Source organism: Shewanella marisflavi (assembly GCF_002215585.1).
GTDB classification, from domain to species: domain Bacteria; phylum Pseudomonadota; class Gammaproteobacteria; order Enterobacterales; family Shewanellaceae; genus Shewanella; species Shewanella marisflavi.
Map to the genome: position 1 here is coordinate 2,570,445 of NZ_CP022272.1, position 16,564 is coordinate 2,587,008.

16 protein-coding genes are annotated in these 16,564 nt (G+C 48.9%); 6 read left to right on the forward strand and 10 right to left on the reverse strand.

What is annotated here, in order from left to right; genetic code table 11:
* Positions 1-91 precede the first annotated feature (91 nt).
* Together ycfP and nagZ are read right to left on the reverse strand one after the other, a co-directional pair.
* Positions 92-634, reverse strand: a complete 543-nt coding sequence (gene ycfP, locus CFF01_RS11210; protein WP_033539591.1) for an alpha/beta hydrolase YcfP — start codon at positions 632-634, stop codon at positions 92-94.
* Positions 635-709: 75 nt separating this feature from the next.
* Positions 710-1,723 (reverse strand): beta-N-acetylhexosaminidase, encoded by a 1,014-nt coding sequence (gene nagZ, locus CFF01_RS11215; protein ID WP_198387038.1) that lies wholly within the window; start codon positions 1,721-1,723, stop codon positions 710-712.
* Between the two features lie 357 nt (positions 1,724-2,080).
* Here nagZ and CFF01_RS11220 point away from each other — a divergent pair, with 357 nt between their 5' ends.
* On the forward strand, positions 2,081-3,457 hold the full coding sequence (locus tag CFF01_RS11220) for an L-serine ammonia-lyase (protein WP_088904847.1): 1,377 nt from the start codon (positions 2,081-2,083) through the stop codon (positions 3,455-3,457).
* A 60-nt stretch (positions 3,458-3,517) separates the two neighbouring features.
* Here the strand turns inward: CFF01_RS11220 and cysB are convergent, their stop codons facing one another.
* Positions 3,518-4,492 (reverse strand): HTH-type transcriptional regulator CysB, encoded by a 975-nt coding sequence (gene cysB, locus CFF01_RS11225; RefSeq protein ID WP_088904848.1) that lies wholly within the window; start codon positions 4,490-4,492, stop codon positions 3,518-3,520.
* A gap of 239 nt (positions 4,493-4,731) precedes the next feature.
* Between cysB and CFF01_RS11230 the strand changes: the two genes are divergently transcribed.
* On the forward strand, positions 4,732-5,508 hold the full coding sequence (locus CFF01_RS11230; protein WP_088904849.1) for a hypothetical protein: 777 nt from the start codon (positions 4,732-4,734) through the stop codon (positions 5,506-5,508).
* Positions 5,509-5,586: 78 nt separating this feature from the next.
* On the opposite strand, the gene pdxH is transcribed toward CFF01_RS11230, so the two are convergent.
* From pdxH to speA, 4 genes are all read right to left on the reverse strand, one after another.
* Entirely contained in the window at positions 5,587-6,243 is a 657-nt protein-coding gene (pdxH, locus tag CFF01_RS11235) for a pyridoxamine 5'-phosphate oxidase (RefSeq protein WP_088904850.1), read from the reverse strand.
* Between the two features lie 27 nt (positions 6,244-6,270).
* Positions 6,271-7,194, reverse strand: coding sequence for an agmatinase (gene speB, locus CFF01_RS11240; RefSeq protein WP_088904851.1), 924 nt, complete (start codon positions 7,192-7,194; stop codon positions 6,271-6,273).
* A 27-nt stretch (positions 7,195-7,221) separates the two neighbouring features.
* Entirely contained in the window at positions 7,222-8,142 is a 921-nt protein-coding gene (locus CFF01_RS11245) for an adenosylmethionine decarboxylase (RefSeq protein ID WP_088904852.1), read from the reverse strand.
* Between the two features lie 78 nt (positions 8,143-8,220).
* Entirely contained in the window at positions 8,221-10,134 is a 1,914-nt protein-coding gene (gene speA / locus CFF01_RS11250) for a biosynthetic arginine decarboxylase (RefSeq protein ID WP_033539583.1), read from the reverse strand.
* 561 nt (positions 10,135-10,695) lie between these two features.
* Between speA and CFF01_RS11255 the strand changes: the two genes are divergently transcribed.
* The 4 genes from CFF01_RS11255 to CFF01_RS11270 all read left to right on the forward strand — a co-directional run bounded on the left by CFF01_RS11255 (position 10,696) and on the right by CFF01_RS11270 (position 14,094).
* On the forward strand, positions 10,696-11,529 hold the full coding sequence (locus CFF01_RS11255; RefSeq protein WP_088904853.1) for a CvfB family protein: 834 nt from the start codon (positions 10,696-10,698) through the stop codon (positions 11,527-11,529).
* A gap of 99 nt (positions 11,530-11,628) precedes the next feature.
* Positions 11,629-12,282 carry a YceH family protein gene (locus CFF01_RS11260; RefSeq protein ID WP_088905935.1) on the forward strand — a complete coding sequence of 218 codons (654 nt, stop codon included), beginning with the start codon at positions 11,629-11,631 and terminating at the stop codon, positions 12,280-12,282.
* A gap of 55 nt (positions 12,283-12,337) precedes the next feature.
* The gene (locus CFF01_RS11265; protein WP_088905936.1) at positions 12,338-13,192 is read left to right on the forward strand and encodes an ABC transporter permease subunit; all 855 of its coding nucleotides are present in this window, start codon (positions 12,338-12,340) and stop codon (positions 13,190-13,192) included.
* A complete protein-coding gene (locus CFF01_RS11270) occupies positions 13,189-14,094 on the forward strand; it encodes an ABC transporter ATP-binding protein (protein WP_033539580.1) in 906 nt (301 codons plus the stop codon). The genes CFF01_RS11265 and CFF01_RS11270 overlap by 4 nt, the downstream gene beginning before the upstream one ends.
* Before the next feature lie 231 nt (positions 14,095-14,325).
* Here CFF01_RS11270 and CFF01_RS11275 read toward each other — a convergent pair whose 3' ends face one another.
* From CFF01_RS11275 to CFF01_RS11285, 3 genes are all read right to left on the reverse strand, one after another.
* The gene (locus CFF01_RS11275; RefSeq protein WP_011865413.1) at positions 14,326-14,532 is read right to left on the reverse strand and encodes a cold-shock protein; all 207 of its coding nucleotides are present in this window, start codon (positions 14,530-14,532) and stop codon (positions 14,326-14,328) included.
* Positions 14,533-14,835: 303 nt separating this feature from the next.
* Positions 14,836-15,648, reverse strand: a complete 813-nt coding sequence (gene rlmA, locus CFF01_RS11280; RefSeq protein ID WP_088904854.1) for a 23S rRNA (guanine(745)-N(1))-methyltransferase — start codon at positions 15,646-15,648, stop codon at positions 14,836-14,838.
* A 38-nt stretch (positions 15,649-15,686) separates the two neighbouring features.
* Positions 15,687-16,505 carry a hypothetical protein gene (locus CFF01_RS11285; RefSeq protein ID WP_088904855.1) on the reverse strand — a complete coding sequence of 273 codons (819 nt, stop codon included), beginning with the start codon at positions 16,503-16,505 and terminating at the stop codon, positions 15,687-15,689.
* Between the last annotated feature and the right edge of the window lie 59 nt (positions 16,506-16,564).

Genomic DNA, 16,564 nt, shown 5'->3' on the forward strand with positions numbered 1-16,564 from the left:
TCTGTCATTGGCAGCAGAAGTCCCCCGTTAGAAGGTCTAAATGACGCCCATAAAAAAGGAGCCCTCAGGCTCCCATTTCAAGAGGTTTAGTTTACTGCTGCTCTTTAAAGGCTTTAATCTCAGTCAGGTGCGCAGACAAGGAAGGAAACTTATGTAACTGCTCTTCATCCCATACTATGGGATAAAACGGGGTCAACGCATCGGCAACCGCCTCGTTGTCATGCACCTCATCCTGACGGGATAAGATACACATGCCGCGTCCCTTGTGCTTCTCTCTGAACTGGCTGACACACTTGCTGGCGATATCCGCATATTCCTCAGGCCTGTCAATTTTTCCCACCATGTTGTCTTCCGGATGCAGATTAGGATTTATCATCACTGTCTTAAGACCATTCAAAAATCCTATACGCTCTGCCCAGTAGCCTCCAAGGCCGACGCCAATTGCCAGTGGCGCTGGGTCATCACTCTGTTTCAATTGACGACTCACCTCATTAAGCAGATATTGCATATCATGCTTGGGATGAAGCGTGCTGTAACTGACCAGACGCACATCGGGATCGACAAACTGCAACTGGCGCATTTTTTCATGATTACCTGGACTGGTGGCATCAAAACCATGGAAATAGAGGATCATCCTGTTACCTGCTGATAAAGAGTGAATATTAACTTTAGCTAACTCATCACAAGCTGTTGTTGCGCTACATCAAATTTAGCCCATACAAATCTGCTCTGCTATCCTTCTTGCCTCAAGATAGCGAGATTCATCCTCAAGCGCCTTGGCCACCTGAGTGCTATTAGCCAAGAGTTTACGCGCCGGTACTTGCGGGCCCTGCTCCGGCCAGGTAAAAGTGGAAAGCAGCTGATTGACGCCTTCACTATCGTTACAGAGCAAAATCATGTCACATCCGGCCTCAATGGCCGCCTTTGCACGCTCGGGATAGCCGCCAACAACACCTGCGCCTTTCATACCCAGATCATCAGAGAAGATCACGCCATCAAACTTGAGCTCTTCCCTTAACACCTGCTTTAGCCAATAGGCAGAGAAACCTGCCGGATTGTTATCCACCTTAGGATAGATAACATGAGCCGGCATAACCCCTTGCAGGCGCTGCTTAGCCATCAATTGTTTAAATGGCTTCATGTCCAAGGCGCGGATCTCATCTTCACTACGCTCATCAACTGGCTTGGCGATATGTGAATCGGCCGCCACACTACCGTGGCCGGGGAAATGTTTCCCAACTGCAGCCATTCCAGCATCGACCATTCCCTGAATAAAGGCATCGGCCAGCACAATAACCTCGTCGGGCTTATCGCTAAAGGCGCGCTTACCGATCACCTGGCTGATACCGTTCAGATCCAGCACAGGAGCAAAACTCAAATCGATATCACAGCTCAATAGCTCCACAGCCATCAGAAAACCCAGCTCGGTAGCCCACGCCTTCGCCAAGGTCATATCCTGCTTTGCCGCCGGTAAGATATCCCCCATCGCTGGGATCTTGCTAAAACCATCAATAAAGCGCTGAACCCGGCCCCCTTCGTGATCCACGGCAATGAGGAGTTCAGGGCGCACGGCACGCATTGAAGCCACCAGCTCACAAAGCTGCTGGCGATCCTGATAATTGCGGGAAAACAAGATGACGCCACCCACCATAGGGTGCATAAGTTGGCGGCTCTCCAGCTCATTCATTTGAGTGGATAACAAATCCATCATTAAATAACTCAAAACTCCCCCTAAAAAAACTGTTAAACAAGCTTAATAATCAAACTTTAGTAAAAAACAAGTTGAATAACTAGATGGCATAAGTCTTTGTATAAATTTGATAAAGCAGCCTTTATCTCACTCATGAATCAAGAGACAAACTCATTAGCAATAGTATGCCTAATGCGAAAGTAATTCCTAAAAAAAACTAATGCGAAAGCTGCGACTAAAGTATGGGATACTTAATAATTGATAATCTTAATGTGCTCGCAAGATTAGCACAACAGGGCAATATTGACGCCCCTTGGGCATGAATAATTTATTTAGCCTAAAATCACTGAGACTGAATAACGAAAATAATGAATACGACAGGGTTTTATAATGATTAGCGTTTTTGACATGTTTAAAATTGGTATCGGTCCCTCAAGCTCCCATACCGTAGGCCCCATGAAAGCGGGGAATATCTTTATTCAAGATTTAGAGAAACATGGTCACCTTGCAGAAACAGATGAGCTGAGATCTGAGCTGTTTGGCTCCCTAGGGCAAACAGGTAAAGGCCACGGCACAGGTAAAGCCGTGATCCTCGGCCTCATGGGCGAAGCCCCCGAAACCGTCGATACAGACAAAATCGATGCCACACTGGCACAGGTACACGACAGCCAAACCTTAACCATGCCCAATAACAAGGTGGTACGCTTTAGTCGTGAAGATGGTATTACCTATCACAGACGCAAGAGTCTACCGGCCCATGCCAACGCCATGACCCTATACGCCTATGCAAAAGGCAATTGCATCTATCAGCGCACCTACTACTCGGTAGGCGGCGGCTTCATCTTAGATGAAGATGAGATTCTCGCTCAAGACGCCTCCCCCGCCTCGCCCATCGAAGCAGCGCCCTATGACTTTAACAGTGCCGCCGAGCTGCTCGACATGTGTGTCGAAAACGGCCTGAGCATCTCTGCGCTGATGATGGAAAACGAACTGTCCATCGCCAGCGAGAAAGAGGTGAAAGAGCGCCTGTGGACCATATGGCAAACCATGAAGAGCTGTGTCGAACGTGGCTACCAAAAAGAGGGCATACTCCCAGGTGGTCTTAAACTCAGACGCAGAGCGCCAGCGCTTTATCGTCGCCTCAAGGCTGAGAGCAAGACTGTCGTCGATCCTCTTACTGCCATGGACTGGGTCGATCTGTTTGCGCTAGCGGTAAACGAGCAAAATGCCGCAGGCGATCGCGTAGTAACCGCGCCAACCAATGGTGCTGCGGGCATCATCCCTGCCGTACTTTGTTACTATGACACCTTTGTTCAAGAGGTGGATGTGGATATCTGCTGTCAGTACCTGCTGACCGCTGCTGCCATCGGTATTCTTTATAAGAAGAATGCTTCCATTTCAGGCGCCGAGGTAGGCTGCCAGGGTGAAGTCGGTGTAGCTTGTTCTATGGCCGCTGCAGCGCTTACAGAGATCATGGGCGGCACGGTAGAACATGTGGAAAACGCTGCCGAGATCGGTATGGAGCACAACCTGGGTCTGACCTGTGATCCTGTCGGTGGCTTAGTACAGGTACCTTGTATCGAACGCAACGCCATGGGCGCGGTCAAGGCCATTAACGCCTCACGCCTGGCGATGCGCGGCGACGGTAACCACAAGGTCTCACTCGATAAGGTGATTAAGACCATGATGGATACAGGTAAAGATATGCGCAGTAAATACAAGGAAACCGCCAAAGGCGGCCTCGCGGTAAATATCGTAGAGTGTTAATCCACTGCTTAAAGAAAAACTCGCCTTAAGGCGAGTTTTTTATGGGACCAGTACAGCTTGTTAGCGTATGGGCAGTTCCACATCCGCAAAAAGATTCTCAATCAGTTGTGGATCTCTAAGCGCCACCGCTTTTTCTACAACCTCTTTGGTCAGGTGCGGCGCAAAGTGCTCGATAAACTCATACATATAGTTACGTAAGAAGTTGCCCTTCCTAAAGCCTATCTTGGTCGTGCTATGGGCAAACAGATGGCTGGCATCTATGGCCACCAAATCTTTATCAATCACAGGGTCGATCGCCATCGAGGCGATAACCCCCACACCTAATCCTAATCTGACATAGGTTTTTAACACATCGGCACTGGTGGCGGTAAATACCACGCGAGGATCAATACCAGCGCGGTTAAAGGCCTTTTCAATTTCAGACTCTCTGTCGAAACCAAAGACATAGGTCACCAAGGGGAAACGCCCGAGGTCTTCAATGCTTATCTGAGTACGTGACGCCAGCGGGTGATCTTTGGTCACCACAATTGAGCGGTTCCAGTGATAACAAGGCAGCATGATCAGATCGGAATAGAGGTGCATCCCCTCAGTGGCAATGGCAAAGTCCGCGTCACCACGTGCCGCTAACTCGCTAATCTGAGAGGGTGTGCCCTGGTGCATATGCAGATTAACCTTAGGATAGCGGTCAATAAAGGCTCGGATAATACTGGGCAGCGCATAACGGGCCTGGGTATCTGTGGTAGCTATATTCAACTCCCCCTGATCCGGCTTGGTATACTCTTCCGCAACCTTTTTAATGCTTTCTACCTTACCCAGAATATCATTGGCGATATTGATCACCTGCTGACCGGCAGGAGTCACATGGGTAAGATGCTTGCCACTGCGACCAAAGATCTGAATTCCCAACTCATCTTCTAACATCCGCACCTGTTTACTGATCCCAGGCTGAGAGGTGTAAAGGTTCTCTGCTGTCGCCGATACATTAAGGTTGTGGTTAACCACTTCGGCAATATATCTGAGTTGTTGCAGCTTCATCGTCTATCCTTTGCAAAGGCCGGCTTCTCCAGGGGAGTCACAGCCAGAATTCAGTACGCTAACATAATAGTTATGTATAAGAATTAGTTATAGTACAGGCATAAAATTAAATCAAAGGGGAATATAGCATAGAGGTGAGATGAATCACACGACATTAAGATAAAGCTAGTCTAAGATAACTATGCTAGCGTATTGATTTATAGTAGCATTAATGGAATTACAAAAAGAATGGTAGCTCTATGATATTTACTTTGGTTCTGATCCTCATTGGTGCGTTGCTGCTACTGGTTATTGGCATCAATGTGATCCAACAACAAAAAGAACGCGCCGAAGCCGAACGCAGAACTGAATTAGCCAGACAGAGAGCCATTATTGACGAAACCGAGAACGTGCTTTCATGCACAGGCATGTTCCCCTGCTCTACCAATCTGGTTCTGATCCTCTATAAGCGTGTACAAGAAGCGTTGACCTTGTCAGTCTCTCTCGGTGGCCCTCAAGCTAACGATTACAAACGTCGACTCACAGATCTCAGTGGTCAGATTGAAAACTTACAAAACGCTCAAAAACAGACACCCGCCATCGAAGGTTTTCGCCTGCCGGATACCGATAAGCAGATCTTAGATTTAGTCAAAGTGCTTAAGAAGCTCAAGGCGATATTGCGCGCCGAGCACAATAAGGGCAAAGTTGACCCAAACATTTTTGCTCAAGAAGAAGCTCGCGTCGATAATCTGCAGCTGAGAATTAATGTCGATTCCATGCTTTCCCGCGCCCGCAGCGCCTGTTTTATGAAACAATATGGTTCCTCTAAACAGATGGTCACTAAGGCGTTAGCCACGCTGCACACGATTAAGGCGCTGACGCCAAACGATCCTTTTATCACCAATAAAGTGGACGAAGCCAAATTACTACTCGATGAGATCATGGGCGCCCAGAAGATGGCGCAGCCTAACGCGCCGCAGCAGAAGAGTGACGAGGATGATATCGACGTGCTGTTCCAGCCGAAGAAGAAATGGTAACAGCGGTCGCTACGACACAAAAAAACCACCGCATTGCGGTGGTTTTTTTATAGCTCAAACACTTTGATATCGGAACGCTTAGGGCGCCAGCCGGTCGATATCCCAGGCGTTTTCTTTACCGCTTGAATCTTTACGGGTATAGAGGAAACGATCATGCAGACGATATTCGCCGCCTTGCCAAAACTCTATGCTGCTAGGACGTACTCGATAGCCACCCCAGAACTTAGGTAGTGGCACTTCGCCCTGGCTAAATTTAGCCTTCATCTCGGCAAACTTGCTCTCCAATGCCTGACGGGCCGATATCTTGCTGGACTGTTTAGATACCCAGGCGGCAATCTGACTCTCTTTAGGACGCGTCACGAAGTACTTGAGCACCTCTGCAGTCGACAGCTGCTCCGCAACCCCTGTCACCGCAACCTGACGCTCCAGAGCATGCCAGGGAAACAGCAAGCTCACCTTGTTATTCTGCGCAATCTGCTCCGACTTACGACTAGCAAGGTTGGTAAAAAACACAAACCCCTCGTCATCGAAGCGTTTTAACAACACGATGCGCTGAAACGGCTGACCATCGGCGTCGACAGTCGCTACCGACATGGCGGTAGGATCCGGCAGGATCTCAGAATCCCTAATCTGCTCTATCCACTTCTCGAACAAGACCATAGGGTTATCCGGCATTTCTTCTCGATGCAGCCCACCCAAGGTGTACTCACGTCTAATATCACTTAAGTTCGACATCTGCTTCCTTACCCGTCCTGATTTAGCTTACTTCTTATGTGCGCAGGCCCAAACGTGCAGCATCTCTAGCCCTAAGGTTGCGCCCGCAAGCGCCGTAATTTCGGCGCTGTCATAGGCGGGGGCCACTTCGACGACGTCCATGCCCACTACATTCATGCCGCGCAGACCACGGATGATCTTCATCGCCTTGTCGCTGGTGAGACCACCACAAACAGGAGTGCCCGTGCCAGGGGCAAAAGCAGGATCCAAACAGTCGATATCGAAGGTGACATACAATGGCATATCGCCGACACGGTCTTTAATCTGGGCAACAATCTCATCGGCGCTTTGCTCATTGGCAGCGGCCGCATCGATAACCTTGAACAGATGGCTTGGCTTGTCATATTCGGTACGGATCCCCACCTGCACTGAATGAGAGGCATCGATGATCCCTTCATTAGGCGCGTGGAAGAACATGGTGCCATGGTCGTACTTGCTGCCTTGGCTATAGGTATCTGTGTGCGCATCGAAATGCAGCAGCGCCATCTTGCCATGTTTCTTATAGTGAGCACGCAGCAGCGGCAGGGTCACAAAATGGTCACCACCAAAACTGAGCAGCGCCTTACCTGAATCAAGGATCGCCGTGGCAAAGTCTTCGACACGCTGGGTGAAATCGGCTGCATCGCCACAGTCGTATACGAGATCGCCCGCATCGACCATTTTTAGGTGATCGGACAACTTAAAATCCCATGGCCAGCGGCACTCTTCCCAGGCCAGATTCACCGACGCCTGACGAATAGCGCCAGGGCCCATACGACCACCCGAGCGACCTGTAGTGGCCATATCAAACGGCAAGCCCAAAACCACCACGTCAGCATCGCTTTCAAGCGGTTTAAAATCCAGTGGTTGTCTTAAATAACCAAATGCATTTGAGTAAAGCGAGTAATCAGGCTTATCTGCAATAGTGGTCATATTTGCTCCAAATAATAGAAGTAAAGATCACAGCGTAACGGGCAATAACTGCTCACAATCGCGCTGCTTATAGTGTTTTATATAAAGGCCTAGGCCATCTGCCAAAGTTAATTCACCGCTGGCCTGCAGGCTATACTGCTCGGCGCAGTATCCCGGCTCCTGGGCCTCAAATCCTGAAACATCCCAACTTACCGGATTTAAGCGGTTTAGCAACTCATTTACTATACCGCCAAGATCTTCGCCGAGCGACAAATTCGTTTCCAGGCTCACATAGGAGCTCGCCTCTTGTGGGGTGATGTGCACCGTGAAATAGTCATCCCCCCTAAGGGCATTGAGTGAATAGCCCAGTGGCGAGAACAGGTGCGCATCAAAATAAAAACCCGGTAACAGCTGAGATAAATTGAGCCTGGTGGCTATCCCCTCGGCCGTTTGCCTGTCGCTAAGCAGATAGTCGGCCAACTCACCACGAATATGATACATCTGCACCGTTTGAACCGGCTTAAGTTGCACCATCTCTCCAGATAAAAAAAGCTGGTGATGATGACCATCCAAATGGCCAATGCGATAGGCATCGCCGCTTAGCATCCCCCTAAGCCGGGCGATATCGTCTTCAAAGCGGCTGCTTTGCAAGGCGGGTAAAATCTCGCTCTTACGCTGGTAACTCAAGCTGGCAATCTGAACATTACCGAGTGATTCAACCAGACTCAGTACCGTCTCGATAAGCCGGGTATTACCACAGGTGATGAGCACCAGATTATCGTGCCAAACAAACAAGCTGGACTCGCTGAGCAGGTACGCATCGCACTGCTCACAGCTCAGCTTGGAGAGGATCTCTGTATCACTCTTTAAAAGAGCGCGGCGCCAAAAGTCATCGCCCAAAGATCTTAGCGACGGACTAGCTGCCACTAAGGTTAGCGATAAGCGTTTCTCCGCCCCTTCAAAGTACATCGACTCGCTCCTTATCGTCTTAAAGGATCTCGGCTGGCGTTAGCCGAGATCCCTAGGCGAAACAGGCTAGCTTGCCAATCAGGAGAAATCTTCCAGATAGGTGTAGCCTTTCAGTCCAATCTGCAGCTCTTCAAGAATATTGGCGCGCTCATCTTCTTGAATATGCAGGTTTACCAGCTCTTCATAGGTACGCATGAAAGAGACAGCGTCTAGGTTCACATAACGCAGTACATCGGCCACGGTATCGCCAGCCAGAACTGACTCAATATTCACTAGACCATCATCGTCCAGTCGCACTACGGCAGAGTTGGTATCACCAAACAGGTTGTGCATATCCCCAAGGATCTCCTGATATGCACCCACCAGGAAGAAACCGATAAGATAAGGACTCTCTGCACTCCAAGCCGGGACTGGCAGGGTAGTTTCAATACCTTGACCATCCACGTACTGATCCACTGTACCGTCTGAATCACAAGTAATATCCAGCATCACGGCGCGGCGCTCAGGCGCCTTATCTAGGCCACTCAGCGGCATTATTGGGAACACCTGATCAATACCCCAGGCATCTGGCAGTGACTGGAACAGTGAGAAGTTCACGAAGAACTTATCTGCCAGTTTCTCATTGAGTTCGTCGATCACAGGGCGGTGGAAACGGTATTTACCACTCATCACCCCCTTCAATTCGTAACAGACGCGCAGATTCATCTGCTCCGCCCAAGCTCTGTCGGCCAGACCCATCTGCCCCAAAGCAAATAGCGAATGTACCTCAGCCAGATCGCTTTGCACATCATGGTAAATCTCAATCAGGGCACGTTGATCGGCGCGGCCACTCACCTCTCCCCAAGAGTCCCACATATTTTTCAGCTGCTGCGGCGCGTCATCATCCGGAGCTTGTAACTGCTCAGGCTGATAGGCTTCGGTGCCAATCACGTCGGTGATCAACACCGCGTGATGAGCCGTCAGGTACCGACCAGACTCAGAGATGAGGCGTGGCATAGGCTGATCGTGCTCACGGCACATGTCATTGAGCACACTGACGATATTATTGGCATATTCGGTCAAGCCATAGTTCATCGAGTTACTGCTCTGGCTGCGGGTACCGTCATAGTCAACGGCCAAGCCGCCACCCACGTCGAAGCACTTCACATTGGCGCCCATCTTCTGCAGTTCACAGTAGAAACGCCCCGCCTCACTCACACCGCTGCGGATATCGCGAATATTGGCAATCTGCGAGCCCAAGTGGAAGTGCAGCAATTGCAGGCTATCCAGCATGTCGTGGTCTTTAAGCGAGTTGATCACGTTCAACACCTGAGCCGCTGACAAACCAAATTTTGATTTTTCACCGCCGCTGGCCTGCCATTTACCCTTGCCTTGGAAAGCCAGACGCACACGCAGACCCAAACGAGGAGTCACACCTAGCTTCTTAGCTTCGTCGAGAACAACCTTAAGCTCAGATAGCTTTTCAAGTACGATATAAACTTGATGGCCCAGCTTTTCACCGATCAGCGCCAAGCGGATATATTCGACATCTTTGTAACCATTACAGATGATCACCGAGCTGGCCTTCTGCGCCATCGCAAGCACAGCCATCAACTCAGGCTTACTGCCAGCTTCCAGACCCAGCTGTGGCACCTCTTTAGACACTTGGCTGGCTAAGATCTCTTCTACAACCGTTTGCTGCTGGTTAACCTTAATAGGATAGACAAGCAGATAGTCTGATTGGTAATCGTAACGAGTGATCGCCTGATTGAAGGCATTACACAGGCTATTGACCCTGTGATGTAAAATTTGTGGGAAACGCACTAAGACGGGCAATGCTACGCCGGATTTAACCATATCCTTGGCGAGTTCATTTAAACCAATAGTGTGCTCAGGATGATTTGGATCGGGCGATACCGTCACCTCACCGGCCTCGCTTATGCCGTAGAGCCCAGAGCTCCAGTAATTTACGTTATAACCAACATAAGCATCTTTAATAGACCAATTACTCATATTTTCTCAACCTGTCTATTTACATTTATATTCGGCAGATACTTTGTCTGCCAACACATTAATGTTACTTACTATCGCACCTATCAGGTAAATAAGCCGCAACATCAACACCGTTTCTTGGGTGTCAGATATCGAAGTTATCCTTCGAGTCCCCGCCATATTAGTTAACTCAATTTATACTTGTCTAAAGTAAAAAAAGGCGCGCAATTAAACCCCTGAATTTAACTAAATGCAAGTATCATTATCACATTAATTTATTACAAGGTTTTTTGCACCCAAACAGGCGACAATACTGACTTTTATCCCTGACAGGTGTTCAAGCTTTTTTACAGTAAATTCAGCTTGCTGCCGGATAGCAGCATGCAGATTAACGCCCCTTTATCGGCGCCTTTCTGCCCACTCGTCTCACTGACCTTTAGCTCAAACCCCGCTGTCACCAAAACGCATCTACACCCAGGGCGTTAAATTAATGAGATTAACCCCCTTAGGCTAAAGCATCTTGCTGAGAATTCCACTATAATCGCCACACTTAAACTTGTTAGTAATGTCATAGAGAACCCCATGATAGAGATAGGAAAGAGTTGTACCCTGGAGATCGCCAAACGTGTCGACTTCGGTGTGTACTTAAATGCCCACGAATTTGGCCAAGTCTTGCTGCCTAACAAAGTCGTACCTAAAGAGTGCGAGGTCGGCGACAAAGTCGAGGTGTTTCTCTATCTGGACTCCGAAGATATGGTGATCGCCACCACTAAACGTCCTAAAGCTCAGGTGGGGCAATTTGCCTATCTAAAGGCCATCGCAACCGGCCCTTACGGCGCTTTTCTCGACTGGGGACTGGATAAAGACTTGTTTCTTCCCTTCGGCGAACAGCACAGAGAGATAGAAGTCGGTCGCTCTTATCTGGTCTATGTCTATGTCAATAGTGCCGATGAGCGCATCGTCGCCTCATCGAAGATCGATAAATTTCTTGATAAGACACCGCCCCCGTATCGTAACGGCCAAGAGGTGAATCTCATCATCGCGGGCACCACAGATTTGGGCTTTAAGGCGATTGTCGATAATGCCCATTGGGGTGTGCTGTATAAAAATGAAGTTTATCAGCCGCTCAAATTTGGTCAGCGAGTCAAAGGCTTTATTAAGCGCGTGCGCAGTGATGACAAGATAGACTTAATCCTGCAACGCGGTGCAAAAGATGAGCTTGATAAGCACGCCACTGCCATCTTAATGAAGCTCAATCAAGCAGGTGGCTTCCTGCCACTTACCGATAAGACGGATGCTGACGTCATCTATGCCCAACTTGCCATGAGCAAAAAAGCCTTTAAGAAGAGTATCGGCGGCTTGTACAAAAGTGAGAAGATCACCATCGAAAACGACGGCATACGTTTGACCGAATAGAAGTTGAGCATTGGAGGCGCCAAGCCTCTGATTGTCTTTGCATAAAAGCATAGCTCTGATATAACAGGGCTATGCTTTTCTTATATGGATATCTTAACCATGAAACTCACCTCCCATGAAGCACGTGTCATCGGCTGCCTGTTGGAAAAAGAGAAAACCACCCCAGAGCAATATCCACTCTCTCTCAACGGTCTGACCTTAGCCTGTAATCAAAAATCTAGCCGCGATCCTGTGATGAACCTGTCGGAAGCGGACACTCAGGCAGCTATCGATTCTTTAGCCAAGAAGCGCCTGATTGCTGAGCAAAGCGGCTTTGGTTCCCGAGTGGTGAAATATAAGCATAGATTCTGCAACACCGAATTTAGCGATCTCCAACTCAGCGATGACAAGGTCGCCATCATCTGCCTACTGCTATTAAGAGGCCCACAAACGGCGGGCGAGCTCAGAACCCGAAGCAACCGCCTATATGGATTTACCGATGTTGGCCAGGTAGAGCAGGCATTGGAGGCGCTATCGCAAATGGAGTCCCCCTTGGTACGTCAACTGCCTAGAGAGCCGGGCAAAAGGGAATCTCGCTTTGTCGAGCTATTTAGCGACACCGCCGAGCAACTCCCCACACAAGCCTATACCCAGCCACAAAATGAGCCACCAGGTGATGCACTAAGCCATGCACTAAACGAAAGAGTCACCCAGCTTGAACAGGAAGTCGCCGAGTTAAAACAGCAACTTGCCGACCTTGCTGGTAAAATTTAACGACAATCTGACACACTTAGACAAACCTAGAGATGTTAGGCTGGGTGCAAATTTAGTGATAAAGGAATCATATTTGGAAAACGTAACCCCCCGGAGCTCATGGAGTGCGGCCTTGGAACTGGCCAAATTCGAGCTTAAAAAAATCCTCTTTAGCACTCGCGGTATGATAGGTTTGGCAACGTTCGCGCTGGTCTGGTGCCTTATTCTCTGGTATCCGGTAAAACAAGCTTCTATCTATCTGTTCTCACCAGATTTTAAACAATTACTCGAAGGCGTATTTGGCGCTGCCAATGTAGGCGAACTGCTGTCATGGAACGTGGCGGAAATGGCCATTGTCTGGGTTGCGGCTCTCTATCTGTTCCCTATCTTTAGCCTGTTCGTGGGCGCCGATCAGTTTGCCTCCGACAGGGCCAGGGGAAGCTTTCGTTTTCTCACCTTGAGAGTCAGCCGAGATACACTGTTTTTCGGCCGTGTCACTGGGTACCTGCTAATCCAGGGAATTTTGCTCCTATTGACTCTGGTAGCCACCCTGCTGCTGGTCGCCTATCGTGATCCATCCCTTGTCTGGCTGGCCATGGGCTCCGGGCTCTTGGTGTTTACCAATATCATGATAGTCTTGCTCCCCTTTACTGCGCTGATGGCCCTGTTGTCATTGCACGCCAACTCGGCGAGGCAGGCCAGTATCTATGCGGTTTTGATTCTTGCGGGTGGCACTATCATCAATGGGATAATCTCTCATTACCTACCGGATCTCAGCGCCGCTCTGCAATGGTTGATACCTGGCGCTCAGCTCTCAATGATGATCAATACCAAAGGACTCAGCAGTCTCGCTGTGGCGGCCATTCCTTTGCTTCAAGCCTGTGTACTCCTGCTATTAGGAAGAAGTTATATGGCGAGGATCGCACTATGAATCTGATCACCTGCACACACCTTGGTAAACAATACGGCAGCAAACGAGCACTTAATGATGTCAATCTTGAGCTAACCTCGGGTCAGCCCATTGCGCTGGTTGGCCCTAATGGCGCCGGTAAAACCACACTGTTTTCGCTGCTATGCGGCTATATTCGCCCAAGCGAGGGCAAAGTCACCATTTTAGGCCATGCACCGGGTAGTAATGCACTACTTGGTAAGGTAGCCGCCCTCCCCCAAGACGCAAGACTCGATCCTAACCTCACTGTTGAGGCACAACTGGGTCTGTTTGCCCGCCTTCAAGGCTTTAGCGGCACAGACGCGCAGCAAGAGGTCAAGCGTGTATTGGCTCTGGTGGATTTGGCTGATATCGCCCCACAAAAGCCCTTATCTCTCAGTCATGGCATGAGCAAACGCGTATCGATCGCCCAAGCGTTAATTGGCTCTCCCGAGTTAGTGCTGCTTGATGAGCCCACGGCGGGGCTCGACCCGGCGAATGCCAAGGCCATTCGCGACCTGGTGCGCTCACAAATCGGCAAGACGACCTTTGTGATCAGCTCTCACAACCTAGCAGAACTGGAAAAACTGTGTGATAAGGTGCTCTATCTAGAGAAAGGTGTTCTGAACCAATCTATCTCAATACAAGATGATCAGGCCGACGAATATCTAACTCTGACCATGCACAGCTGTGATGATGAGGCATTGCTGGCAGCTCTGCGTGAGCTTCCTCAGGTACATTCGGTAAAATCTAGCCAGGCTCAGGAGTTTGTCCTCCACTACCAGTTGGGCGCCGATTTTGCCCTAGAGACCCAGCTGTTTACCCTGTTTAAACAGCACAATTGGCGTTATCGCGCCATCCAGCGTGGCAGAACCTTAGAAGATAAGCTGTTCTCTCAAGCCTAAGCTCCTGCTCCATCAAAACAGAAAGCCAGCATTATGCTGGCTTTTTTATCTCCTACTGTAAGGGCTCTGCTATCCCTGTGCCTTAGTTGCGTATCTTTGTCTAAAGCGGTTAGAGCTTTATACCTAGATGCTAAGCCTTTAGGTAAATTGCAGACAAAAAAAGAGCTGTGATAAAAATCACAGCTCTTGGAATTCTGTTGTTAAATAGCGCTTGGCTACTTAAAGGTCAGCTTAGATAACAGTTACGTTCTCAGCTTGTGGACCTTTTTGACCTTGAGTCACAGTGAACTGCACTTTCTGACCTTCGTCTAGAGTTTTGAAACCGTCAGAGTTGATCGCACGGAAGTGTACGAAAACGTCTGGGCCAGACTCTTGCTCGATAAAACCAAAACCTTTGTCAGAGTTGAACCACTTAACAACGCCAGTAACTTGAGACATGATATAAATCCTGTAACTAAATAAAATAAAGCCTTAAACGGCAGTAGAGCTGGAAAATGCCGGTATTACTTATGTTAACAGGACGAACTGGTCGTATTGAACACATAAAGTTAAGCCCAACCTTCAAGCTGAGTTCACTATAAATCATTCTGACCGTATGTCAACAAACATTCAAAGGGCTAAATCCTATTTTTTACTTACATATCTGTCAGTTGTTAGAAAAAATTCATCTTAAAAGTCGTATAAAAACACTAATTTATTTTAAGCGGATAAAAATAGACAAATGAAACAATGATTAACCAGCTAGCAGGCACGAAAGACCTCAAGCTTAAAGTCGAGCTCACAGGTTAAAGGTGCGGCGATTAATGCCTGCTTCTGAGCCGCAGTAAATTTCCAGTGATATGGGGTCATCGCTAAAAAATGGCCAATATCCTCCCCTTGGGAAATGGTCATTTCCTGGGTCAGCCGCTCGCTGTGAAGTCGCTCAAATCCCTCAATCTGGCTATCCACCTCGGGATTTTCCCTTGGTGTATCATAAATCACCCGCTTCAAAGCAAAATGATGCTGCGGACCTGCGGCCACAGTAATTAATATGGCCCCCGCTTTGGCCACGCGCCTTAGTTCCTGATCTTGCGATGGCGCATAGATACGCAGCATAAAATCGAAACTCTGATCGGCAAAGGGCATTTCATAACTACTGGCAACACAAAAACCTATCTGAGGATAGCGCTTGGCAGCATATTTTAGCGCCGACTTGGAAATATCCAGTCCCTGCAAATCAAACTCATGGTTAGCAGTCATCACCTGGTGCAGGCGGTGAGAGTAATAGCCTTCACCACAGCCAATATCCAACCCATGCCGCGTATCGTCGGCATATTCAAGAGCCAGAGCATTCACCCTATCACTCATGGCCTGATAATACCCCTTATTTAAAAATTCGCGTCGGGCGAACATCATCTCTTTGTTGTCACCAGGATCTTTTGAACGCTTTTTTTGCACCGGCAAGAGATTAACATAGCCCTCTTTAGCGCAATCAAACCTGTGGTTTGCCTCACAGCACCAGGTGCGCTCCATAAGCGAAAGCGGGCACCGACATATAGGACAAAGGTAATTCATTTACTCTTCCAAAGCTTGTTTGACCCTAAAGCCCCAAGCTAGTCTTCTAAAAACATCTGCTCAACCATCAGGTTTAGCTCGGGCGGGGCGAGAAGTTGGTATGACTCAAGCTTACGTTTTAGAGTATCCAGGTCCTCTTGCTGATTAGCGGCATCTTGCCAATTAGGTCGTTGCACGCTTTGATAGTAACGATGGGACAAGAGTTGCTTCTTACGCAGCAACTGTCCATCCACGTTAGTCACTTCGCTCAACATTACGCCGTGTTGCTTAACACTGTTATGATTAGCATAGTGCGCCAGCTCCTGTCTGACCTGTTCAATCTCACCGATTTCCAACAGCAGGCCCTCGGCCGACAGGGTATGGTCCTGGCATCTAGCCAACACAGCATTAGCGCGGCGTAACTCTCTTGGGCCCCCAAATAAACGTAGATCACGCTCTAATGGAACCAAGAGCCATTTATGATCAAATTGAGGGTGAAAGATGACTTCCTGATTGATCTGCTCTACGCCAATAGTTAGCCCCGCGCGCAACATCTCTGCACACATGACAGGCGACATGCCGATGGCGCTAAACAAACGCCAGCCTTGACCATGTGTACGAGACAGGGGTTCTGACACAACACCAGCATCGAAGGTGCGAGCCTTACCTGATATCGGGTCGCAAGTTAGATAGGGATGCGCCCTGACAATCAATGCACTTGTCCCTTGCGAGGTTTGGCTAATCACGCACTCGAGTAAGTGCCCTCCCATCGTCTGCTGCAAGCTGAAATCGCTCACTGGCTCACGTAAACGGAGATGTAACTGACCCGTCTGCGTCAGTTCGATAAATTGCGGCTGCGTGAGTAGTGGTTCAAACATGGGTTATTCCTCATTAGCCGACCATTGTAACTGGCTAGCCAAGTGACTGCCAACTTCAA

Excerpts from the sequence above, each read along its gene's own strand:
- ycfP (WP_033539591.1), bottom strand. The coding sequence starts at position 634 with ATGATCCTCTATTTCCATGGTTTTGATGCCACCAGTCCAGGTAATCAT.
- CFF01_RS11220 (WP_088904847.1), top strand. The coding sequence starts at position 2,081 with ATGATTAGCGTTTTTGACATGTTTAAAATTGGTATCGGTCCCTCAAGC.
- cysB (WP_088904848.1), bottom strand. The coding sequence starts at position 4,492 with ATGAAGCTGCAACAACTCAGATATATTGCCGAAGTGGTTAACCACAAC.
- CFF01_RS11230 (WP_088904849.1), top strand. The coding sequence starts at position 4,732 with ATGATATTTACTTTGGTTCTGATCCTCATTGGTGCGTTGCTGCTACTG.
- pdxH (WP_088904850.1), bottom strand. The coding sequence starts at position 6,243 with ATGTCGAACTTAAGTGATATTAGACGTGAGTACACCTTGGGTGGGCTG.
- speB (WP_088904851.1), bottom strand. The coding sequence starts at position 7,194 with ATGACCACTATTGCAGATAAGCCTGATTACTCGCTTTACTCAAATGCA.
- CFF01_RS11245 (WP_088904852.1), bottom strand. The coding sequence starts at position 8,142 with ATGTACTTTGAAGGGGCGGAGAAACGCTTATCGCTAACCTTAGTGGCA.
- speA (WP_033539583.1), bottom strand. The coding sequence starts at position 10,134 with ATGAGTAATTGGTCTATTAAAGATGCTTATGTTGGTTATAACGTAAAT.
- CFF01_RS11255 (WP_088904853.1), top strand. The coding sequence starts at position 10,696 with ATGATAGAGATAGGAAAGAGTTGTACCCTGGAGATCGCCAAACGTGTC.
- CFF01_RS11260 (WP_088905935.1), top strand. The coding sequence starts at position 11,629 with ATGAAACTCACCTCCCATGAAGCACGTGTCATCGGCTGCCTGTTGGAA.
- CFF01_RS11270 (WP_033539580.1), top strand. The coding sequence starts at position 13,189 with ATGAATCTGATCACCTGCACACACCTTGGTAAACAATACGGCAGCAAA.
- CFF01_RS11275 (WP_011865413.1), bottom strand. The coding sequence starts at position 14,532 with ATGTCTCAAGTTACTGGCGTTGTTAAGTGGTTCAACTCTGACAAAGGT.
- rlmA (WP_088904854.1), bottom strand. The coding sequence starts at position 15,648 with ATGAATTACCTTTGTCCTATATGTCGGTGCCCGCTTTCGCTTATGGAG.
- CFF01_RS11285 (WP_088904855.1), bottom strand. The coding sequence starts at position 16,505 with ATGTTTGAACCACTACTCACGCAGCCGCAATTTATCGAACTGACGCAG.